Origin of the sequence: Methylopila sp. Yamaguchi, assembly GCF_002897035.1 — a bacterium.
In the GTDB taxonomy this organism is placed as follows: domain Bacteria; phylum Pseudomonadota; class Alphaproteobacteria; order Rhizobiales; family Methylopilaceae; genus Methylopila.
On record NZ_BAUX01000003.1, the window covers coordinates 220,672 to 242,243 of the forward strand.

Here is a 21,572-nt window from a genome sequence, read left to right on the forward strand (position 1 = left end):
CCGCCAGGCCGCAAACGACCCTAGCCCCGTTTGCGGGCAAGAACGCGATCCTTTCTAAAGGGGCCGAAGATGCTGCTCATCCTCGACGTCCTGACCACCGCCGGAATCCTGTTCGTGGTCTCGATCGGCCTGCTGGCGGTGTTCGGCGTGCTGAAGATCATCAACTTCGCCCACGGCGCCTGGCTGACCATCGGGGCCTATTGCGCCGTGGTCGCCGCCCAGCTCGGCCTCAACCCCTGGGCCGCGCTGCCGCTCGCCTTCGTCATCGGCGCGGCGCTCGGCGGGCTGGCGGAGCTCTTCATCATCCGACCGCTCTACCGCCGGCCGCTGGACGCGATCCTCGCGACCTGGGGGCTCGGCATCGTCATCGGCCAGCTGATCACCCTCGGCTTCGGTCGCGACGTCCAGATGACCACCAACTTGTTCTCCGGCACCGTCGAAATCTTCGGCGCGGACTACTCCGCCTACCGGCTGGTGGCGCTTGGAGCCGCCGTGGTCATCGGCGTCGCCTTCGCGCTCACTATCGAGGGCACGCGGCTCGGGCTGTCGGCGCGCGCCGTGATCATGAATGAGACCCTGGCGCGCGGCCTCGGCATCGACACCGCTCGCGTGCGGCTCTTCACCTTCATGATCGGCGCGGGTCTCGCGGCGCTCGCGGGCGTGCTGCTCACCCCCCTCACCAGCGTCGATCCCAACATGGGCGTCAGCTGGCTGATCGGCGCCTTCATGCTGGTGATGGTGGCGGATGCGTCCTTCCTCGCGCTTGGCGTCGCCTGCCTCGTGTTCGGCGCGGCGCAGGTGCTGATCAGCACCTTCGTCAGCCCGATCCTGGGAAGCATCGCGATCGCCGTGCTGGCGGCGCTCGTGCTGCGCATCAGCCCGAAAGGTTTCTCCCGTGCCTGACGACGTCTCCGCCCTCGGGCTCGCCGCGCGGCCCGCGCCGGCCGGCGCGCGGCTGTCGCGAGCCGCGCCCTTCGTGGTCGCGGGTCTCGCGGCGGTCGCGCTGTGGATCGCCCCGCTCGTCCTCGACACCTTCGCGGTCAATGTTCTCACCCGGTCGATGATCTACGCCGTGCTCGCGGTGACGGTGGATCTGCTGTGGGGCTTCGCCGGCATCCTCACCTTCGGGCAGGCGGCGTTCTTCGGGGTGGGCGCCTACGCGACCGCGATGGCGCTGACCTATCTTGGGGCGACGCCGGAGTGGATCGCGGTCGCCCTCGCGCTCGCCGTCGTCGCGCCGATGGCGCTCGGCCTCGCGGTCGGCTGGCTGTCGTTCTACCACCGCTCCACCGCGCTCTACGCGTCCGTCATCTCGCTGGTGACGCCGATCGTGGTCACGCAGCTGATCTATTCGGGAGGAGAGTGGACCGGATCCTCAAGCGGCTTGGTCGGCTTCGATGTGCTGCCGCTCGAGCTCGAAGGCTTCTTCCGGCTCGCGGCGTTGCTGCTGATCGCGGTGACGCTCGCGGCCTGGGTGTTCGTGCGCTCCGACGCCGGCCGCGCGCTGGTCGCGGTCCGCGACAACGACGCGCGCTGCGCCTATTTGGGGCTCAGCCCCAAGCGGCTGCAGATCGCGCTCACCACCGTGCTCGCGGGCGTAGCCGGACTTGCCGGCTTCGTCTTCGCCAACGCTTCGTCGGTGGTCGCCCCGGAGAACGCCGGGTTCCTGTTCGGCACCGAGCTCGTGATCTGGGTCGCGCTCGGCGGCCGCGGCACGCTGCTCGGGCCGGTCCTCGGCACGATCGCGATCGACTATCTCGCGGCGAACCTCTCCGGCGACCTGCCGTTCCTCTGGCAATTGCTGCTCGGCACGGCCTTCGTCGCCGTCATCATCCTGCTGCCGGGCGGCCTGGCCGAAGTCGCCCGCCGGGCCTGGGGCGCGCTGCCGGTCGGACGCCGGCCGGGCTTCGCCCCGCGACTGGTCGCCAGCCCGCCGCGTGCGGAGGCGGCCCCCTCCGACGCGCCGCTGCTCAAGATCGACGGGCTCGCCAAGTCCTACGGCAGTCTGACGGTGCTCGAAAACATCGACCTCGAGATCCGCGCCGGCGAGCTGGTCAGCCTCGTCGGCCCGAACGGCGCGGGAAAGACCACGCTCATGCGCTGCCTAAGCGACGGGACCGAGCCGTTCACGGGCGCGGTGTCGATCGGCGGCGTCTCCACCGCCGGCCTGACGCCCAACCGCATCGTGGCGCTCGGCGTCGGGCGCAAGTTCCAGGTCGCGAGCGTGTTCGAAAGCCTGACGGTGGCGGACTGCCTGCTGCTCGCCCGCGCCCCCCATGACGGGCTGAGCGCTTTCGGCCGCGCCGAGAGCCTGACCCTGCCGCAGGCCGCGCTCGACGTGCTCCGGATGACCGGCCTCGACCGCATGCTGGCGGAGCCGACGCGGCTGCTCTCGCATGGTCAGAAGCAGGCGCTTGAGCTCGCGATGGTGGTCGCGCTGGAGCCGCGGGTGATACTGCTTGACGAGCCGACCGCCGGCCTCACCAAGGCCGAGCGCACCACCATCGGCGCCGTTTTGAAGACCCTCACCGCCGACCTTGGCATCGCGGCGGTGCTGGTGGAGCACGACCTCGACTTCGTGCGGCAGATCTCCTCTCGCATCGTTGTCCTGCACCAGGGGCGCCTGGTGCTCGACGGGACCGTGGACGAGGTCGTCAATTCCGATCTCGTCCGGACCATCTATTCAGGAGGCGCGCATGTCTGACGTGGCGCGGCGGATGGAAGATGCGACGGGCGGCGCGCTCGCGCTCGACGGAGTGACAAGCGGCTACGGCGCCGTCTCGATCGTGAAGGGCGTCTCGCTCGCGGTCGCAGCCGGCGAGATCGTGGCGCTGCTCGGCAAGAACGGCATGGGCAAGACCAGCCTGCTCAAGACCATCCTGGGCATGGTCGGCCTCCGCGGCGGCGCGATCGCGGTTGACGGGGTTTCCATCGCAGGGCTGTCGCCGGCGAAGCTCGTCGCCCTCGGCGTCGGCTACGCGCCGCAGGAGCAGCCGCTGTTCCAGGACCTGTCGATCCGCGACAACCTGCGGCTCGCGGTCGCGAGCGACCGTCTGCTGCCCGCGGCGCTGGAGCGCGTGTTCGGCCACTTCCCGTTCCTGAAGGACCGGCTCGCGCAACGCGCGGGCACGCTCTCGGGCGGCGAACAGAAGATGCTGATCCTGGCTCGCGCGCTGATGCTGAAGCCGCGGCTGCTGCTGATCGACGAGATTTCGGAGGGCCTGCAGCCCTCGGTCGTGGACCGCATCGCCGCCGCGCTCTCGGCCGAGCGGGCGGCGAGCGGCGCGACCATGCTGATCGTCGAGCAGAACCTCGACTTCGCCCTGCGCGTCGCCGACCGTTGGGCGGTGCTGAAGCTCGGCGAGATCGACGACGAGGGCGCCACCGGCCCCGACGCGCGCGAACGCATCCTGCGTCACCTGAGCGTCTGAGGCGGCGCCGCCTCAGCCGGCGTTGCGGCCGACGCTCGCGTAGGTGAAACCGTGGCGGACCACCTCCGCCGGCGGGTAGACGTTGCGCAGGTCGACCATCACCGCGTCGCGCATCGCGGCTTTCAGCCGTGGCAGGTCCAGGGCGCGGAACTGGTCCCATTCCGTCACCAGCGCGACGGCGCTCGCGCCCTCCGCGGCCGTGTAGGCGTCGGCGCAGAAAACGACGCTCTCGAGCAGCGGCTTCGCCTGCTCCATGCCCTCGGGATCGTAGGCGCGCACCGTCGCCCCCGCGTCCTGGAGCGCCGTGATGATCGACAGCGACGGCGCTTCGCGCATGTCGTCGGTGTTCGGCTTGAAGGTGAGCCCCAGCACCGCGATGGTCTTGCCCCGGATGTCGCCCCCCATGGCGGAGACGATCTTGCGGGCCATGGCGCGCTTGCGCGTGTCGTTGACCGCGACGGCGGTCTCGATCAGCCGGACCGGGCTGTCGTGGTCCTGCGCGGTCTTGACCAGCGCGAGCGTGTCCTTCGGGAAGCACGAGCCGCCGTAGCCCGGCCCTGCGTTCAGGAACTTCGAACCGATACGGTTGTCCGAGCCGATGCCGCGGGCGACCTCCTGCACGTTCGCGCCGACCTTCTCGCACAGGTCCGCGATCTCGTTGATGAAGGTGATCTTCATCGCGAGGAAGGCGTTGGCGGCGTATTTGATGAGCTCCGCCGTGCGGCGCTCCGTGAACATCAGCGGCGAAGCGTTGAGCGACAGCGGGCGGTAGATCTCGCTCATGACGGCGCGGGCGCGCTCGTCGAGCGTTCCGATCACCACCCGGTCCGGCCGTTTGAAGTCGGAGATCGCGGCGCCTTCGCGCAGGAACTCGGGGTTCGACGCCACGGCGACGTCGGCTTCCGGGTTGGTCTCCCGGATGATGCGCTCCACCTCGTCGCCGGAGCCAACCGGCACGGTCGACTTGGTGACGACCACGGTGAAGCCGGTCACGGCCTTCGCGATGTCGCGGGCGGCGGCGTGAACGTAGGACAGGTCGGCGTGGCCGTCGCCACGGCGCGACGGCGTGCCGACCGCGATGAAGACGGCGTGGGCGCCCGCGACCGCCGAGGCGACGTCGGTCGAGAAGGTCAGCCGTCCGCCGCGGACATTGCTGGCGACGAGATCCTCAAGTCCCGGCTCGTAGATCGGGATGCGGCCGGCCTTGAGGGCGGCGATCTTGCTGGCGTCGGTGTCCACGCAGGTCACGTCATGGCCGAAGTCCGCGAAGCAGACCCCGGAGACCAAGCCGACGTAGCCGGCGCCGATCATCACGATACGCAAAGGCTTTGGTGTCCGTTCTCTCGAGGGTGGGCGCCGGCGCCCGGACGCGGCCCGGTTATCACGTCGGCGACGGCGAGGACAGCCATGGGAGCCGGGCGGCTCGGCGGCCGGAGTGGTCCGCGCCGTGTCGCGCATCGACGCGGCCCGAATCTAGGGCGAGCGCGATAACATCCCGATGACGGAAAGCGCCTGACCCGCGACGGACCTTCGCGCGTAGATCTTAAGTCGTCTGGCGGCGACGGGTCGTCCCGCCGACCGTGCCGTTCGTCTCCAACGTCAGGATCCTCCCATGACCTTCATTCGCCGCCTGATCGTCGCGACGGCCCTCTGCCTGGCGGGCGCCCCCGCCGTCGCGGCGGCGATCGACGACGCCCGGCTGCAGGCGGCGGATGAGGACGCCGCGAATTGGATCCTGCCGGGGCGCGACTATGGCGACCGCCGGTTCTCGCCGCTGAGGGACATCAGCCGGGAGACGGTCAAGCGTCTGGTTCCGAAGTGGATCTACCAGACCGGAACCGCCGCCACCTTCCAGACCACCCCGCTGGTGGCGGACGGAGTGATGTACGTCACCGCTCCGTTCTCTCACGTGATGGCGGTCGACGCCCGGACGGGGCGCGAGATCTGGCGGTACGAGCACAAGGCGGCGACGAAGAAGCTGTGTTGCGGCCCGGCGAACCGCGGAGCCGCTTTGGGCTACGGGCAGGTCTATGTCGCGACCGTGGACGCGCGTCTGGTCGCGCTCGACCAGTCCACCGGCAAGGTCGTCTGGGACGTGGCGCTCGATCCGGCCGCGACCGAGGGCCCAAGCGAGGACCGCGGCGCGATCAGTCCCGGCGACGCGACGCTCAAGGGCGCCGTCTCCGGAGCGACGGGCGTCGGCGCCAACGCGGCGCCGCTGGTCTATGACGGCAAGATCATCATCGGCATCACGGGCGTCGGCTACGGCCTCCACCTCGACAGCGATCGTCCGGGCGCGCCGCTGGGCGCGGTGGTCGGCGTCGCCGGGCGCTACGGCCGGCCCGGGTTCCTCGCGGCTTACGACGCCGCGACCGGTAAGGAGGTCTGGCGGTTCGACACGACGAAGGAGGGCTGGGAAGGCGCGTTCCTGGAGAAGACGGCCTACGGCGAGACGCTGCCGCGCGACGCCGCGGCGGAGAGGGCGGCGGCTCCCGCCCACAAGGACGCCTGGCGCTTCGGCGGCGGCTCGATCTGGCACGCGCCGGCGCTCGATCCGAAGACGGGAATGATCTACTTCGGGGTCGGCAATCCGTCGCCGCAGGCCGCAGGCGAAAGCCGGCCGGGGGACAATCTCTACACCTCGTCGCTCGTCGCGCTCGACGGCAGGACCGGACGCTTCATCTGGAGCTACCAGCAGACGCCTCACGACCTCTGGGGCTACGACGTCGCGAGCCCGCCCTCGCTGTTCGACGTCGATGTCGGCGGGCGGACGGTCGCGGCTGTCGGGCAGGCGAGCAAGCTCGGGTGGTACTTCGTCCACGATCGCGCGACGGGCGAGTTGCTGTTCAAGTCCGAGCCCTATTCGCCGCAATCGAACCTGTTTCATGCGCCGACGCCGGACGGCGTCGTGGTTGCGCCCGGCGTCGGCGGCGGGGTGAACTGGTCGCCGGCGGCGGTCGACCCCAGCAGCCAGACCGCGTTCGTCGCCGCCATGCACTGGCCGGCCAACTACCGTTCGCAGGTGATTCCGGCCGCCGACGGCAAGCCCGAAGTCCGCTACTTTTCGATCGAGCCCGTGTCGGAAGGAACTTATGGGATTCTAGCGGCGATCGATCTGAAGGCCGGCGGCAGGATCGCCTGGAGCACGAAGCTGCCGCAGCCGCTGATCGGCGGGGCGCTGGCGACGGCGGGAGGGCTCGTCTTCACCGGGGAGGGCGGCGGCGATTTTTCGGCCTTTGACGCGACGAATGGCGAAAAGCTCTGGAGCTTCAACTGCGGCGCCGGCGTCAACGCGCCGCCGATCAGCTTCGCGATCGACGGCAAGCAGTACGTCGCTGTGGCGGCAGGGGGCAGCCAGATCTGGGGCTTCCGGCAGGGCGGAGCGGTGATCGTGTTCGGCCTACCGGACTGAGACAGGGGCGCGCATCCTCGGCCGCCTCGTCACTCTAATGAACGCTCGATGAACAGGGCGGCCGGGAAACGTTCAGGGACTTCGGTCTACAAAAACGTAACTTCGCATTCGGATCCCCCGCCTTGAACGGCGTCGTGACGGTCTCCCGCCCCTCTCCGTCACGAACCAGCGAAGTAAGCCCGGCCGATGGGGATCGGCCGGGCTTACTTTTATCAGTGCTTCTGATCCATGGGTTTGGCGCACCGGCGCTCGGGAGAGGCGACGCCTACTTGGCCGCGGCGCGCTTGCGACCGCGCTTCGCCGGGGCCGGCGCGGGAGTTGCGACCGGCTTGGCGCGCTGTTGGCCGAGGCCCATCTTCTTAGCGAGTTCGGACCGGGCCGCGGCGTAATTCGGGGCGACCATCGGGTAGTCCACCGGCAGCCCCCACTTGGCGCGATAGTCCTCGGGGCTCATGTCGTACTTCGTGCGAAGATGGCGCTTGAGCGATTTAAACTTCTTTCCGTCCTCCAGGCAGATGATGTAATCGGGCCCGATCGATTTCTTCACGGAGACCGCGGGCTTGAGTTCGACTGTCGGCTCTTCGACCGCGCCTGTCGCGACTTTGACCAACGCGCCGTGCACGCTTGCGATCAGATCCGGAAGATCACCCGCGGGAACGGAATTGTTGCTGACATAGGCTGCGACGATGTCGCCGACGAGCGTGAGAGGATCGTGCGCATTGCTCATGTCTATCTCCAGTGATCTTTAGAAACGTAATAATGGGCTGATTTGCTAGGGCTGCAAGATATATCTTCGAAAAATACCAGTCACTTCCTGCCGTTGTTATAGCCTGATCAGGCCAAGATCAGCTTACGCAGGCTTCGCCTGCGCAGATCGCAAGTTGGACAAATGGATGAAAACTACTCACGCGGCGCGGAATTGGGTCCGATAGCCTGTGCACAGCCGCGCGAACGTGGTTGCGCGGCGAGGCGTCATGATTAATGTCGCGTTCATGGAAACCGAGGGGGCGGCGTCGCAGTCGACGCGGGCGTGCGAGGCAGCCGGGGCGCTGGCCGCGCGCATGCGCTTCGCCGCCATCCAGGCCCGCATCGCCGAGCAGGCGGAGGCCATGACGGCGCTGCGCGTGGGGCGCAGCCGCCATCATCGGCGCGGATCGGCCAGCTGGTCAGAAGACGACGAAGCCGTCTTCACGCAATATCTGGCTGATCTGAGGCTTGCGACGGCAGGCCAGATCGCCGCCGTGCTCCGCTCGGTCGTCGCCTTGGCGGAACGTCGCCTGAACTGATCTCGCGGTCTGTCTCGCTGCGCCGTACGCCCGAGCCGCGACGTAGCGCCTGACGGCCGATCTCTCATCCTATGATGCGCGTCAAGTTCCGTCGCTCCGCCAGGGGTGATGAAATCCGCGGCGCATAGCGTCCATCGGGAAGGGCGTCGTGGCTAAGCGGCGCTTGCCTCTTGTTCTTTTTTTGTTCTTATGAAACTTCTCCCTCAAGGGAGATGAATGATGGCCAAGATCGAGCCGCCAGAGGCCGCAGCGCAGCCGACAGGCGCGCCCGCCCGGCATGAGGATCTCGCGCGGTTCATCGGGTGGCTTTGCGTGGAGTGTCGCCGTTGCGGCCATCGCTGCGTGTTCGAAGCGGGAAGCCCCCCGACCGCCCAGCCGCCGGAGCGCCTTGCGCGGGCGCTGGTGTGCCGCCGCTGTGGGGCGCGTTCGCCTAAGCTCCATCGCGCACCTAGTCCCCGCGACGCCCAGCGCTGGCGGCTGGATCGTTGAATCTGGGCGCTTAACAGGTTGTCCCCCCGATACCGACGCCGTGGCGTTCAATGCCAGGGATCTGACGGAGCGCAGGCACGGCGAAGTCGAGGAAGGCTCGAACCACGGGCCTCAGCCATCGGGCGGCAGGGTAGCTGAGGTAGAGATTGGACGATCTGATCTCCCAATCGGGGAGCACACGGACCAGCCGTCCGTCTAGGAGATCGCGATCGACCAGGAGTCGTTGAGCCGTGCCTATGCCGCGGCCGGATCGAAGCGCCTCGAGCAGCACGCCGACGCTGTTGGTGCGAAGCACAGGATTGACCGCCATCTCGATCTCCTTGCCGTCCTGCTGCAGGGGCAGGGTGTCTCCGGGCGCGAGCGACACGTCCGTGACGATGAGGTCGTGCGCCGCCAGCGCAGCTGGCGTGTCGATGGGCGCATAGGCCTCCACATAGGAAGGCGCGGCCACCAGGTACCGGCGGACGAGGCCGATGCGCGACTGCACGATCCCTTGAGCTTTCGCCCGCGTCATGCCGAACGCCAAGTCGATGTCGCCGCGCCGCAGATCCGCCGGCGTGTTCTCGAGCGTCAGATCGACAGCTACATCGGGATGGATGGACCTGAACCTCTGCGCGACGTCGTGCAGATGGCGCTCGCCGAGACAAGCCGGCGCATGCAGCCGCAGCGTTCCGCCGATCGAGCCAGCTTCGCCCTTCGCCGCCCCTATCGCCGCGTCGATGGTCGACAACGTGTCGCCGAGACGCTCGCGAAGTCGCCTTCCATGGTCGGTGGGCCGGGCGCCGGTCGGGCCCCGTTCGAGCAGCGGCGCCCCCACGTGCGCTTCGAGGTTCCGGATCAACTTGGTGACGGCCGGCTGTGAGAGCCCGAGCTTGCGGGCGGCGGCGCTCATCGAGCCGAGCTCCAGAACGTCGACGAAGGCGCGCAGCGAGGCGGCGAGATCCATCGGTCATAACCTTTCGGCATGAAGCGCTTTCCCGATGAGGGGATAGCGCCTGCGAGGCTCCCCTCCAAACATGGAAGCGACAGCCGCAGGAGACCGCTGATGGACATCGGACGCCGCATCGCCCTTAAGACCCTCGCGGGCGCGGCGCTCGCCGTCCCCGCGACTGGAGCGCGCGCAAGCGCTCGCGATATCGAATCCAGGATCGCGCGCCTGAACGGCTGCGACATCCACTATCGAGTCATGGGCTCCGGCCCGTCCGTCGTGCTGCTTCATGGATGGCCGCAAACGTCGTTCGCTTGGCGCGAGGTAATGCGCAGGCTGGCCGACAGGTATCGCCTGATCGCGCCCGACCTGAGGGGCACGGGGCTCTCGGAGAAAACGGCCTCGGGATACGACAAGCGCTCAATCGCCGAGGACATCCGCCAACTGATCGATCGCGAGGCGGACGGCAGCGCCCATCTCGTCGGCCACGACATGGGCGGAAAGGCAGCCTTCGTGCTCGCGCTGCTCTCCCCTCACAGCGTCTCGAAACTCGTTTTAGTAGACTGCCTCGTCCCGGGCACGGAGAACATGGACGTGTCGCGAGGGGGCGCATGGCACTACGGGTTCCACATGGCGCCCGACATCCCGGAACTGCTGACGAAAGGGCGGGAGCGCGAGTACATCGCCGCCCAGATCAAAGCATGGTCCCACAAGAAGGATGCGGTGACCGACAAGGCCATCGCCGAATACGCCTCGCATTACGCCAAACCGGGAGGCATGACCGCGGGGTTCAACTATTATCGGGCGCTCAAGGCCGACGCCGCGCTGGTGGCGTCTTTGAGCGATCGCAGGCTTGCGATGCCAGTGATGACCATAGGAGGCCGCCACGGCGCGGGCGACAAGCTCGCCGACGCCGTGGCGCCGCGATGCGACCATCATGTGGGCCTCGTCATCGAGGACAGCGGCCACTTCGTCGCCGAGGAGGCCGAGAGCGCGTTCTGCGACAGCCTCACACGTTTTCTCGCCGCATAGTCTTCGAGACGGCGCATCCGTGATTGGCTCGCTGACGTCGGGACGTCTTTGATGTCGGGACGTGATGACGCTTATAGCGCCGGCCGTCCGCGTCACCCATTCTCGGGCGCGTAGGGGAAGGTCCAGGTCTCGGTCAGCGCCCTCTCGCCCGCCTTCAGGAAGGCGCGGAGCTCCATGGTCTGGCCCGTGTCGGCCTGCACGTCGACGCCGACGCGGAAGCCGCCGACCTTCGGGTTCGGCGTCACGAAGGTGCGGCTGATGCGGCCGGAGGACGACGAGGGGACCACCTCCACCCGCGTGGGGTCGCCCAGATAATAGGGCAGGTCGCCGCCTGCGAAGTCGATGATGAAGCGCTGGGTTCCGGCGGGCACCGGTTCGGCGGAGCCGAGGGCGGCGGCGCGGGTGGGGAAGGTGTTGAGCGCGCGGCCGCCGGGGTGCATGCGCCCGTCCGACGACAGCGATTTCAGCCGATAGCCGAAGACGCGCTCTTGGCCCGCCTCGACCGGACCCGCCGGGACCCAGAAGGCCACGATGTTGTCGTTGGTCTCGTCGTCGGTCGGGATCTCGATCAGCTCGACGCGGCCCTGGCCCCAGCCCTCGCGCGGCTCGATCCAGTAGCTCGGACGAAGCTGATAGGACAGATCGAGGTCCTGGTAGTGCTCGAACAGCCGGTCGCGTTGCATCAGGCCGAAGCCGCGCGGGTTCGTGTCCCAAAACGACGACGACTGCAGCGTCTTCGGGTTCCGGAGCGGTCGCCACACCCATTCGCCGCCGCCGGTCTGGACCAGCAAGCCGTCCGAATCGTGCAGCTCGGGTCGGAAGTCGGTGTAATGGCGACGCTGGTTCTCGCCGTAGAAGAACATCGAGGTCAGCGGCGCGACGCCGAGCTTGGCGATCGGCTTGCGGATGCAGAGCGTGGCCGTGACGTCCACGACGGTCTCGACGTCGGGATAGACCACGAAGCGGTAGGCGCCCGCGAGCGAGGGTCCGTCGAGCAAGGCGTAGATCGTGGCGCGGTCGGAGCCCGGCCCCGGCATTTCGACCCAAAACTCGCGAAAGTCCGGAAACTCCTCCGGGTTCGGGCCGCCGCAGTCGATGGCGACGCCGCGCGCGGAGAGCCCGTAGACCTGGTTGCGGCCGAGCACCCGGAAGTAGCTCGCGCCCACGAAGGAGATCAGTTCGTCGAACACCCGCGGATCGTTCAACGGGTAGTGCAGGCGGAACCCGGCGAAGCCGAGGTCGACCGGAAGAGGGCGTTCGAACTTGTTGGCCCCGTAGTCGAACAGCGCGCCGGAGTAGGGAGCGGGGGTCGCGATGCCGTCGCGCACCACGTTCACCACCACCGGACGGCGGTAGAGAAAGCCGGGGTGGAACATCTGCATGCGGAACGGGCTGCCGCCGGCGGCGAGCAGGGATCGATCCGGCCGGAAGCGTATGTCACGGTACCGGTCGAAGCTGAGGTTGCGCAGCTCCTCCGGGAGCTCCCGCGCGGCGGGGTCATAGGGCTGTCTCGCCAGATCGCGCGCGCGGCGGACCACGTCTTCGTAGCCGAAGGCCGGCTGCGGCGTCGGCTGCTGGGCGAAAGCGGGAACGGAGGCGGCCGCGACTGCGCCGGCCGCGCCGAGCTTGAGCGCGTCGCGGCGCGTGAGTGGGCTGATCGGAAAATCGCTCATCGAAACTCGAATGGGAGCGCGCCGTCCCCCGCCGGAGGCGCATCGGAAAGCTCGGGCGCGGGCCGCCCGCACGAGGCTTAAGTCGTAACCGGCGGGCCTTCCGCGGGCAAGCCGCGGGCGGGCGTGAACCATCTGGACTCGCTCGACAAAAAACACCGTCACAATTCAAAGTTTCTGTTGCATGCGACGGCGAACATCCCTATCTCGTCGCTTGCCCAATGAACGCGTGCCTGTGTCGTGTGTCGGGTTGGCGGGAACTCCCCGCCGGGCAACCCGATGGCCGGAAATCCCAACCGGCTCTAAGTCGTCTCTCCGACGGCGGACGCGACGTGAAGCAACGACGTAGAGGGCTTTTTTGGTCTCTGCCGGCTGTCCAAACGCCGGGGTCACTGAAGAGGCGACTACTTCCTTGCCGGGCGTGCGGGTCGCGGGTGTTCCCCAAGTCCCAAACGTGGCGCCGACCTCGTCCGAGACGGTTCGTTCCGTCGCGAGAGGTCGTCGTGACTACGGCGTGATCGAACGGTCGGGTCCAGACGGATTCGGCCGCGGGATGCTGACGACGACCGAAGCGCGTCTCCAACGCGCGCTCCGGGCGATCGGCGTCCCTCAACCGTCACTCTGATTTCCGTTGGGACATACGCCATGGCCTCGCACCTCTCCGCCCTCGACAACGACCGCATCCGACGCTTCCTCGCCGAGAAGCAGTCCGACGAGCCGATCCTGGTCGTCGACAGCGAGATCGTGCGCGACAACTACGCCAAGATCGCCCATGCGCTGCCCGACACCCGCGTGTTCTACGCGGTGAAGGCGAACCCCGCGCCGGAGATCCTGAACCTGCTCGCCGAGATGGGCTCGTGCTTCGACTGCGCCTCGGTGGTCGAGATCGACATGGCGCTCGCGACCGGCGTCGGGCCGGACCGCATCTCCTTCGGCAACACCATCAAGAAGGAGCGCGACGTCGCCGCCGCCTACGCTCGCGGCGTGCGCCTGTTCGCGGTCGATTGCCGCGCCGAGGTGGAGAAGATCGCGCGTTCGGCCCCCGGCGCGCGCGTGTTCTGCCGCATCCTGGCGGACGGCGCCGGCGCCGAATGGCCGCTGTCGCGCAAGTTCGGCTGCGCGCCCGAGATGGCCGCGGACGTGCTCGACCACGCCCATCGTCTGGGGCTGCAGGCCTACGGCGTGTCGTTCCACGTCGGCTCGCAGCAGAACAACGTCGGCGCATGGGACGCGGCGCTGGGCTCGGCCGCGCAGATCTTCCGCGACTGCGCCGAGCGCGGCATCACGCTCTCCATGGTCAACCTCGGCGGCGGGTTCCCGACCCGCTATCTCAAGGACATCCCGGCGGTCGAAGCCTATGGCGAGGCGATCTTCGAGGGCCTGCGCGCGCATTTCGGCAACCGCATCCCCGAGACGATCGTGGAGCCCGGCCGCGGCATGGTCGGCAACGCCGGCGTGATCGAGGCCGAGGTGGTGCTGGTGTCGAAGAAGTCGGACGCGGCGGACGAAATCCGCTGGGTCTATCTGGACATCGGCAAGTTCGGCGGCCTGGCCGAGACCATGGACGAGGCGATCCGCTACCCGATCCGCACCGGACGGGATCAGGACGCGATGTCCCCCTGCGTGCTGGCGGGCCCCACCTGCGACTCGGCGGACGTGTTGTACGAGAAGGCGCCCTACGCGCTGCCCGTGAGCCTCGAGATCGGCGACAAGGTGCTGATCGAGGCGACCGGCGCCTACACCACGACCTACGCCGCGGTGGCGTTCAACGGCTTCGCGCCGCTCGCCTCCGTCGTCATCTGATTCCGACCTCACACGTCGTCATCTAACCCCTTCAGGAGGGTTTCATGGCCGTCATTCGTGACGAGGCCCCGGCCGACGCCGGGGCCCGCGAGGCGCTGCTCGACCGCGCGTTCGGTCCCGCCCGCTTCGCCAAGACCTGCGAGCGCCTGCGCGCCGGCCGTCTGGCCGCCCGCGGGCTTGCGCTCAAGGCCGAGATCGACGGCCGTCTGGTCGGCACGCTGCGCTTCTGGCACGTGGCCGCCGGCGATCGCGCCGCGCTGATGCTAGGGCCGCTCGCGGTCGAGGCGGACGCCCGCGAGGGCGGCGTCGGCGCGGCGTTGACGCGCGAGGGCCTGGCCCGCGCGGCGGCGCTCGGCCACCAGGCCGTGATCCTCGTCGGCGACGCGGCCTATTACGCCCGCTTCGGCTTCGACGCCGCCTCGGTTGAGGGTCTCGCCATGCCCGGCCCGGTCGAGCGCGCGCGCTTCCTCGGCCTCGAGCTCGTGCCCGGCGCGCTCGCCGGCGCCGCCGGCCTTGTCCGCGCGACCGGCGCCGTCGCCCTCCCGACGCGCGAGATCCCGGCGGCCGCCCCGAAGCGCGCGGCGTGATCCGCTTTTGCGACGAGGCGGTCCGCGCCTCGTCGTCCCCGCTTGCTCCCTCGGCGTCCCTCAGGCATTTTCGCACGCGACGCATCCGCCGCTGACGGCGGTTTCCGCGCGGATCTTGGCGCTCCCGATGGAGAGCGCTGGGGGTCGCGTTCCCACCGATCGTGACGCCGTGGCCCAAAACGCCGCGGCGTGGAGACCGCACATGATCCGCCGCACCGTCCTCGGGCGCCTCGCGCTCGCCTTCGCTCTTCTCGCCGCGCCCGCCGGCCTCGCCCTCGCGGACGACGCCAAGGCGCGCGTCACCGTGTTCGCCGCCGCCTCGCTCAAGAACGCGCTCGACACGATCGGCGCGGACTGGACCAGGGAGACCGGCGTCGACGTCAAGGTGAGCTACGCCGCCTCCTCCGCGCTCGCCAAGCAGATCGAGCAGGGCGCGCCGGCCGACCTGTTCATCTCGGCCGACCTCGACTGGATGGACTACGTGGCGAAGGAGGACCTGATCGTCGCCGACACCCGCCAGAACCTGCTGGGCAACCGCCTGGTGCTGGTGGCCGCGAGCGACTGGTCGAAGGGCGACGTGGACCTCAAGCCGGGCCTCGATCTCGCCGCCGTTCTCGGCGACGGGCGCCTGGCCATGGGCGAGGTCGCCTCCGTCCCCGCCGGCAAGTACGGCAAGGCCGCGCTCGAGAAGCTCGGCGCCTGGGACGGCGTCTCGGCCAAGATTGCGGGCGCCGAGAGCGTGCGCGCGGCGCTGGCGCTGGTCTCGCGCGGCGAGGCTCCGCTCGGCGTCGTGTACAAGACCGACGCCGTCGCCGATCCGAAGGTGAAGATCGTCGGCGTCTTCCCAGCCGACAGCCACCCGCCGATCGTGTACCCCGTCGCCAAGCTGAAGGACTCGAAGAGCGCCAACGCCGACGCGTTGCTGAAGCGCCTCATTGCCGCTCCCGCCCGTTCGGCGTTCGAGGCCGCCGGTTTCGCGGTGTTGCCGCCCGTCTCGGGGAGCTGAGGCGCTGGAAGGGATCGAGCACGCGCTCGGGCTGGAGGCCGGCGACGCCGACGCGATCCGCCTGAGCCTGCTCGTCGCCTCGGTCGGCACGCTCGCGAGCCTGCCCTTGGCGGTGCTGGTGGCGGTCGCGCTCGCGCGCGGCCGTTTTCCGGGGAAGATCCTGCTCGACGGGCTCGTTCACCTGCCGCTGGTGCTGCCGCCGGTCGTCACCGGCTACCTGCTCCTGATCGCCTTTGGCCGCCGGGGGATTTTCGGGCCGACGCTTGAGAGCTGTTGCGGGCTGGTGTTCTCGTTCCGCTGGACGGGGGCCGCGCTCGCGGCGGGGATCATGGGGTTTCCGCTGATGGTGCGGGCGATCCGGCTCTCGATCGAGGCGGTGGACCGGCGGCTCGAGGCGGCGGCGGAGACGCTCGGCGCGAGCCGCATCGGGGCCTTCTTCGCCGTCACTCTGCCGCTCAGCCTGCCGGGCGTGCTGGCGGGCGCCGTGCTCGCCTTCGCCAAGGCGCTCGGGGAGTTCGGCGCCACCATCACCTTCGTCTCCAACATCCCCGGGGAGACCCGCACCCTGCCGGCGGCGATCTACACGCTGACCCAGACGCCCGGCGGCGACGCCGCGGCGGGACGGCTCGTGCTGATCGCGATCGCCCTGTCGCTCGGCGCGCTGATCCTGTCCGAACTGCTCGCCCGCCGGCTTTCCGCACGGATCGCCGGATGACGCTCCAGGTCGACATTCGACGGGCGATCGGGAGCTTTACGCTCGACGTCGGATTTTCCGCGCCCGCAGGCGTGACGGCGGTGCTCGGCCGTTCCGGCGCCGGCAAGTCGACTGTCGTGGCGGCGGTGGCGGGGCTCACCCGTCCCGACTCCGGCCGCATAGCGCTCGACGGCGAGGCGCTGTTCGATTCTGGCGCCCGCGTGAACCTCTCTCCGGCCAAGCGGCGCGTCGGCGTGGTGTTCCAGGAAAGCCGCCTGTTCCCGCACCTCTCCGTGCGCTCAAACCTTCTGTTCGGGCGCAAGCGCCGGCGCGACGCCGCGGGGCCCGCCTTCGATGACGTGGTGGAGACGCTGGGCGTCGGCCATCTGCTTGACCGTCGGCCGCGTTCGCTTTCGGGCGGCGAGCGCCAGCGGATCGCGATCGGTCGCGCGCTGCTGTCTGGTCCGCGCGCCTTGCTGTTCGACGAGCCGCTTGCGGCGCTCGACGCCGAACGCAAGGCGGAGGTCCTGCCGTTCCTCGAAGCGCTGACCCAGGCGACGGCGCTGCCCGTTCTCTACGTCACCCACGCGCTCGAGGAGGCGCGCCGTCTCGCTGATCGCCTGGTGGTGCTGGAGGCGGGCGTCGTCGTCGCCGAGGGCGCTGTTGAGGCCGCGATCGCGCAGGCGGGTCTCGCGACCGCCGGCGACCGCTTCGCTGAAGGCGTCACGGTCGACGCCCGCATCGCGCGACTCGACGAGGTCTACGAGCTGACGGGCGTGGCTCTCGGCGCGCACCTCGTCTGGGTCCCGGGCCTGCTCGGGCCGGTCGGCGAGGCGGTGCGCCTGCGCCTGCTCGCCCGCGACGTGGCCCTCGCGCTCGATCCGCCGGGGCGGGTGTCCACCCGCAACGTCCTCCCGGGGGTGGTGCGCACGCTGAAGCGGACCGGGGGGCCCTACGTCTTGGTCTCCGTCGACGTCGGCGGCGCGGTGCTGAAGGCAGAGATCACCCGCCGCGCGGCCGACGAGCTGGCGCTCGCGCCGGGCCGGGTGGTGCATGCGCTTGTGAAGAGCGTCGCGACCGCGCGAGCATGACGCAAGCGCGTGTACCGCAGCTGCGGGGAGGGAGCCATGGGCGACCCCTCGCGCAGGTCCAGCGGTAGGGTGGCGCTGGAGCAAGGCGATCAATCGGCCGCCCGCCCAAACGAAGAAGGGCCCCGCATATGGCGGAGCCCCTTTAACCAGGTGCGCGACGACGCCTGGAGTCAGTCTTCGAGCTCGCCGATGTGGTGCTGGGCATAGAGCTGCTCGCCAAGCTTGGCGACGAGGTCGAGCTGCGTCTCGAGGAAGTCGATGTGGCCTTCCTCGTCGCCCATCAGCTCCTCGAACAGGTTCTTGGACGGCAGGTCGCCAACTTCCTGACAGTAGAGCGCCGCTTCGCGGTACAGCGCGCGGGCCTCGTTTTCGGCCGCGAGATCGCACTCCAGCACTTCCTTGACGGTCTGGCCGATCCGCAGCGGGTCAAGGACCTGCATGTTGGGGAAGCCCTCAAGGAAGATGATGCGCGTGACGAACTTGTCCGCGTGCTGCATCTCCTCGATCGACTCGGCGCGCCACTTCTTGGCGAGCGCGGCGTAGCCCCAATCGTCCAGCAGCCGATAGTGCAGCCAGTACTGGTTGATCGCTGTCATCTCGGACCGCAGCCCGCGATTCAGATAGTCGATGACCTTCGCGTCGCCCTTCATGGCGTCCTCCTCCGCGGCAGAGCCGCCCGCCGCAACATTGGAGGAGTTCTAAACTACGCTGCGAAGCCGTGCAAGCGCCCTCGCATGCGCGATTTGACGCCTGAAAGAGGGTAACGCTCAGCGGCGGGCGCGCTCGAGGGTCGCCACGCCGACCACGTCGCCCACGAATTCGACGACCTCGCCATGGCCGTGGGTCACCGCCGGACACGCCGCCGGGCAGGTTCCGCAAGCCGCCGGTTCAGGGGCTTTCAGGCCCTTGATGTCATCCAGCATGGCTTTGATGGTGCGCGCGCAGCGGCCGCACTGCGGGCTGCAGCCGAGACAACGGTAGACCTGCCCCGGCGTCCGCGGATTCGCGGTCTCGTCGCCGATGGTCGTCCGAATCTGCGTGTCGCTCAGCACGTTGCAGGAGCAGACGATCATGAGGCGTCCGTCGAGTCCCGAGGGCGGATTGCAGGAAGATTACAGTTTGGAATTCATCTAAACTATTGGTCTTGCTCGCGATTTTAATTAGGGGCTTGGCGCTTCGCCGTCAACGTGGATTTGCGCGCAAGGCGGCGCCTGCGCGGAATCGTCGGGAATGTCGCTCAATCTCGCTCAGGCGCAGTGGCGTCTTCCAACCAGCGCCCGCCGTGCGCTGAAGCGGCCGGCCTTACCGGCGGGCCTTGGCGAAGGCCTGGAACGTCACTTCGATCAGCGTGCCGGCGCCAACCGTGCTCTGTATGGCGAACTTCGCGTTGTTGGCTTCGACCAGCGCTTTGGTGAGAGGCAGGCCGACGCCTGCGCCATCGGGACCGGTGGTCGTCAGCGGGCGGAATGGCTCCAGCGCCAGCGCCAGTTCCTTCTTCGACATGCCGGCGCCCGCGTCGCGGACCCGCACCACCGGCTCGCCGAGGTCGTTGATCGCAGTCGCGACGATGACCTGGCCGCCGCCGGGCGTCAGCTTCACCGCGTTCATGGCGAGGTTGAGCACGATCTGCCGGGCGGAGCGCAGGTCGGCGCGCACCGGCGGCAGGCTGCGGGCGAGCGATGTGCGGATGATGATCCGGCCCCGGTTCGCCTCCGGCTGAAGCTGCGCCACCGCCTCCGCCGCGATCTCGTTGAGGTCGACCTCCCGAAACTCGAGCTCGAGCTTGCCGGCCTCGATCTTCGCAAGGTCCAGCAGGTCGTTGACGAGACTAACGAGGTGGCGGCCGGAGAGATGGATGTCCTTGAGGTAGTCTTTGTAGCGGTCGTTGCCGATCGCGCCAAAGCGCTCCTCCATCATCACCTCGGCGAAGCCCACGATGGCGTTCAGCGGGGTGCGGATCTCGTGGCTGACCTTGGCCAGGAAATCCGACTTCTGCGCGTTGGCGCGCTCCGCCTGGCGCTTGGCGGCGATCAACTCCTCCTCCGCCCGCTTCCAATGCGTGACGTCGCGCAGAACGGCGCAGAAGCGGGCGTCCTCGTCCTGGCCGATGCGGCCGAGCGTGAGGTAAAGCGGCACGGCGCCGCCCTGGCGCACGAGTCCCAGCACCTCGCGGCCGTCGTTCAGCAGCGACGCCACGGCGCTGTCGCGCAGGCTGTCGAGATACTCGAAAGCCGTCCGCCGGCTCTCCGGCGCGAGCGCCAGAGAAAACAGGCTGCCGACGATCTCGCGAGACTCGTAGCCGAGCAGCGCTTCGGCGCTGCGGTTCATCGACAGGATCCGGCCGGCGGAGTCGAGCGTCAGCACGCCGTCCGTCGCGGTGTCGAGGATCGCCGCGAGCTCCTGTTCGCGCCGTCGGGCGGCCTCCACGCCAAGGCTTGGCCGTCGAAGTGCCACGAGCGTCGAGGGCGTCTCGTTCCAGGCGATCGCGGCGAGGGTCGCTTCGACCTCGACCACCGATCCGTCCGCGGTGAGCAGCTTCAAGGTGGCGGGGGCGTTCTCGGAGGGCTCGGCGGGCTCCGCGAACAGCCGCTCGGGCGGGCGGGCGGCGAGGCTCGCGAGGTCGCCGTGGCCGGTGAGGTCGAGCGCGGCCTTGTTCGCGTAGGCCACGCGTCCGCCCGACAGCACGAGCGCTCCGAGCGGCAAGCGGTCCAGCATTCGGACGAAGTCGTCGGCTGAGGGCGAGATCGCAGGCGCCGTGGGAAGCGAAGGCGTGTCGGAGCCGAGCGACATCTCCGCGTCTGCGGCGATGTCCTCCCAGACGGCGCGCGCCGCCGCAGGTCCGTCCGCCCCGCCGAGGCCGCGCAGCCGGCGGGCGATCTCGTCGAAGGCGTTTTCCTCGACCGGGGTCAGCGCGACGCGCGCGGCGGCGGTTTCGCGGAGGTGCACCACGTTCGCGGGGAAGGGCGGCGGCGGCGGCGCGGCGAAGATCGCCGGCGGCTCCAGCCGCGCCTCGGCTTCGGGAGGCTCCGGCTTGGCTTCCGGTTCAGGCTCTGGTTCGAGCGCCGGCCCTGGTTGGGCGAACGAAACCTCCGCCTCCGCCTCGGGCGCCGCGTCGGCGGTCGCCGCTGCGGGGGCCTCCGCGACCTCCGCCTCCGGCTCCGAGGCGACGATCTCCTCAGCCGGAGCCTCAAGCGCGGGTGCGACCGCAAGTCCGAGGCCGCGGAAGCCGATGAAGGTGCGGCCGCGGTCGAACATGGGCAGCGCCGAGAGCGTCACGGGAAGGCGACCGCCGCCCTCGATCGGCCACGAGACCCGAGCCCCGTTCCAGCCGCTGCGCTGCGAAAGCGCCTGCGTGACCTGACCGTCCGGATCGAGCCCGAGTCTTTCCGACGTCTCGGCCCAGCTCTGTCCAACAAGGCCGCGCCCCGACGCGCCGACCACGTCCGCGAGGTCGGGCGAGACGAAGGCGATGCGGCCGTCGGCGTCGATCTCGAACACGAACCGAAGCGCCGCAGGGTCGGCGAGGGGCGTGGGGGGCGTCGGCTCCGAAGCGGACGCTCTTTCGTCTTTCGCGGCGTCCGCCGCCAATTCCGCGGCGGGCGCGTCCGCCTCCTCGACGGCGCGGAGCGCGTCGGGCGTCGCGCCGGCGTCGTCCGTCAGCGTCGGCGCCGCTGCCGTCTCAAGCGGGATGGCGGCCGCGGGGGCAGCCGGCCCCTCGAGCGCCGCGAGCGCGACCTCGGGCGAGGCCAGCACCACGAGCGGCTCGCCTGCGACGACGACGGACTGCGCCTTGAACAGCTGCGGGGCGAACGCCCCTGCAGCACCCACCCGCAGCCGGACGAGCCCGCCGCGCGCGGCTGCGGCCGCCGCCCGCATGGCGGACGGCTCGAACCGCGCCGCGGGCTGAAGCGTCCTAGCGGCCATGTTCGCCCAAACCAGCGTGCCGTCGGCGCGGAGCGCCATGACCGGACCGGGGACGCCGTCGAGCGAAGCCAGCCGTGGGTCGGCTGCGATCGCGTCGAGGGTGGCGTTCTCGGTCATTCGGGCCTCTCCGGCGCGCCGGTCCGCTGGATCGCGGCGGCGTGCGTTAACAAAGACTTAAATATCGGGCGGGCGGAACGCCGTCCATCCGCGCCAAGCGAT

At 69.4% G+C, this 21,572-nt stretch carries 18 protein-coding genes; 11 read left to right on the plus strand and 7 right to left on the minus strand.

What is annotated here, in order from left to right; genetic code table 11:
• Positions 1-69: 69 nt before the first annotated feature.
• The 3 genes from METY_RS05320 to METY_RS05330 are packed head-to-tail and all read left to right on the plus strand — an operon-like array spanning position 70 to position 3,431.
• On the plus strand, positions 70-903 hold the full coding sequence (locus METY_RS05320; protein WP_103120337.1) for a branched-chain amino acid ABC transporter permease: 834 nt from the start codon (positions 70-72) through the stop codon (positions 901-903).
• Entirely contained in the window at positions 896-2,704 is a 1,809-nt protein-coding gene (locus METY_RS05325; protein WP_103120338.1) for a branched-chain amino acid ABC transporter ATP-binding protein/permease, read from the plus strand. Before METY_RS05320 ends, METY_RS05325 begins: the two co-directional genes overlap by 8 nt.
• The gene (locus tag METY_RS05330) at positions 2,697-3,431 is read left to right on the plus strand and encodes an ABC transporter ATP-binding protein (RefSeq protein WP_103120339.1); all 735 of its coding nucleotides are present in this window, start codon (positions 2,697-2,699) and stop codon (positions 3,429-3,431) included. The genes METY_RS05325 and METY_RS05330 overlap by 8 nt, the downstream gene beginning before the upstream one ends.
• Before the next feature lie 12 nt (positions 3,432-3,443).
• Here METY_RS05330 and METY_RS05335 read toward each other — a convergent pair whose 3' ends face one another.
• Positions 3,444-4,754 (minus strand): UDP-glucose dehydrogenase family protein, encoded by a 1,311-nt coding sequence (locus tag METY_RS05335; protein WP_103120340.1) that lies wholly within the window; start codon positions 4,752-4,754, stop codon positions 3,444-3,446.
• Positions 4,755-5,043: 289 nt separating this feature from the next.
• On the opposite strand from METY_RS05335, the gene METY_RS05340 reads away from it, so the two are divergent.
• Positions 5,044-6,843: a pyrroloquinoline quinone-dependent dehydrogenase gene (locus METY_RS05340; RefSeq protein ID WP_103120341.1), complete on the plus strand. Its 1,800-nt coding sequence runs from the start codon at positions 5,044-5,046 to the stop codon at positions 6,841-6,843.
• A 265-nt stretch (positions 6,844-7,108) separates the two neighbouring features.
• Here the strand turns inward: METY_RS05340 and METY_RS05345 are convergent, their stop codons facing one another.
• Complete coding sequence (locus METY_RS05345) at positions 7,109-7,570, minus strand: MucR family transcriptional regulator (RefSeq protein ID WP_103120342.1); 462 nt, start codon at positions 7,568-7,570, stop codon at positions 7,109-7,111.
• A 247-nt stretch (positions 7,571-7,817) separates the two neighbouring features.
• On the opposite strand from METY_RS05345, the gene METY_RS05350 reads away from it, so the two are divergent.
• The gene (locus METY_RS05350; RefSeq protein WP_103120343.1) at positions 7,818-8,129 is read left to right on the plus strand and encodes a hypothetical protein; all 312 of its coding nucleotides are present in this window, start codon (positions 7,818-7,820) and stop codon (positions 8,127-8,129) included.
• A gap of 499 nt (positions 8,130-8,628) precedes the next feature.
• Here the strand turns inward: METY_RS05350 and METY_RS05355 are convergent, their stop codons facing one another.
• Positions 8,629-9,564, minus strand: coding sequence for a LysR family transcriptional regulator (locus METY_RS05355; RefSeq protein WP_103120344.1), 936 nt, complete (start codon positions 9,562-9,564; stop codon positions 8,629-8,631).
• 99 nt (positions 9,565-9,663) lie between these two features.
• On the opposite strand from METY_RS05355, the gene METY_RS05360 reads away from it, so the two are divergent.
• Complete coding sequence (locus tag METY_RS05360) at positions 9,664-10,578, plus strand: alpha/beta fold hydrolase (RefSeq protein WP_103120345.1); 915 nt, start codon at positions 9,664-9,666, stop codon at positions 10,576-10,578.
• A 92-nt stretch (positions 10,579-10,670) separates the two neighbouring features.
• Here METY_RS05360 and METY_RS05365 read toward each other — a convergent pair whose 3' ends face one another.
• Complete coding sequence (locus METY_RS05365; protein ID WP_103120346.1) at positions 10,671-12,251, minus strand: glucan biosynthesis protein; 1,581 nt, start codon at positions 12,249-12,251, stop codon at positions 10,671-10,673.
• A gap of 642 nt (positions 12,252-12,893) precedes the next feature.
• Here METY_RS05365 and METY_RS05370 point away from each other — a divergent pair.
• The 5 genes from METY_RS05370 to modC all read left to right on the plus strand — a co-directional run bounded on the left by METY_RS05370 (position 12,894) and on the right by modC (position 17,429).
• Positions 12,894-14,051 carry a type III PLP-dependent enzyme gene (locus tag METY_RS05370; RefSeq protein WP_103120347.1) on the plus strand — a complete coding sequence of 386 codons (1,158 nt, stop codon included), beginning with the start codon at positions 12,894-12,896 and terminating at the stop codon, positions 14,049-14,051.
• Positions 14,052-14,095: 44 nt separating this feature from the next.
• Positions 14,096-14,638 (plus strand): GNAT family N-acetyltransferase, encoded by a 543-nt coding sequence (locus METY_RS05375; protein ID WP_103120348.1) that lies wholly within the window; start codon positions 14,096-14,098, stop codon positions 14,636-14,638.
• A 202-nt stretch (positions 14,639-14,840) separates the two neighbouring features.
• A complete protein-coding gene (gene modA, locus METY_RS05380; protein ID WP_103120349.1) occupies positions 14,841-15,644 on the plus strand; it encodes a molybdate ABC transporter substrate-binding protein in 804 nt (267 codons plus the stop codon).
• A 13-nt stretch (positions 15,645-15,657) separates the two neighbouring features.
• A complete protein-coding gene (gene modB / locus METY_RS05385) occupies positions 15,658-16,359 on the plus strand; it encodes a molybdate ABC transporter permease subunit (protein WP_200819608.1) in 702 nt (233 codons plus the stop codon).
• Positions 16,356-17,429: a molybdenum ABC transporter ATP-binding protein gene (gene modC / locus METY_RS05390; protein ID WP_103120350.1), complete on the plus strand. Its 1,074-nt coding sequence runs from the start codon at positions 16,356-16,358 to the stop codon at positions 17,427-17,429. The genes modB and modC overlap by 4 nt, the downstream gene beginning before the upstream one ends.
• Positions 17,430-17,599: 170 nt before the next feature.
• Here the strand turns inward: modC and bfr are convergent, their stop codons facing one another.
• The 3 genes from bfr to METY_RS05405 form a co-directional block, all read right to left on the minus strand.
• Positions 17,600-18,079 (minus strand): bacterioferritin, encoded by a 480-nt coding sequence (bfr, locus tag METY_RS05395; protein ID WP_103120351.1) that lies wholly within the window; start codon positions 18,077-18,079, stop codon positions 17,600-17,602.
• 117 nt (positions 18,080-18,196) lie between these two features.
• Positions 18,197-18,502 (minus strand): (2Fe-2S)-binding protein, encoded by a 306-nt coding sequence (locus tag METY_RS05400; RefSeq protein ID WP_103120352.1) that lies wholly within the window; start codon positions 18,500-18,502, stop codon positions 18,197-18,199.
• Positions 18,503-18,731: 229 nt separating this feature from the next.
• Positions 18,732-21,470: a PAS domain S-box protein gene (locus METY_RS05405; RefSeq protein ID WP_103120353.1), complete on the minus strand. Its 2,739-nt coding sequence runs from the start codon at positions 21,468-21,470 to the stop codon at positions 18,732-18,734.
• Positions 21,471-21,572: the final 102 nt, after the last annotated feature.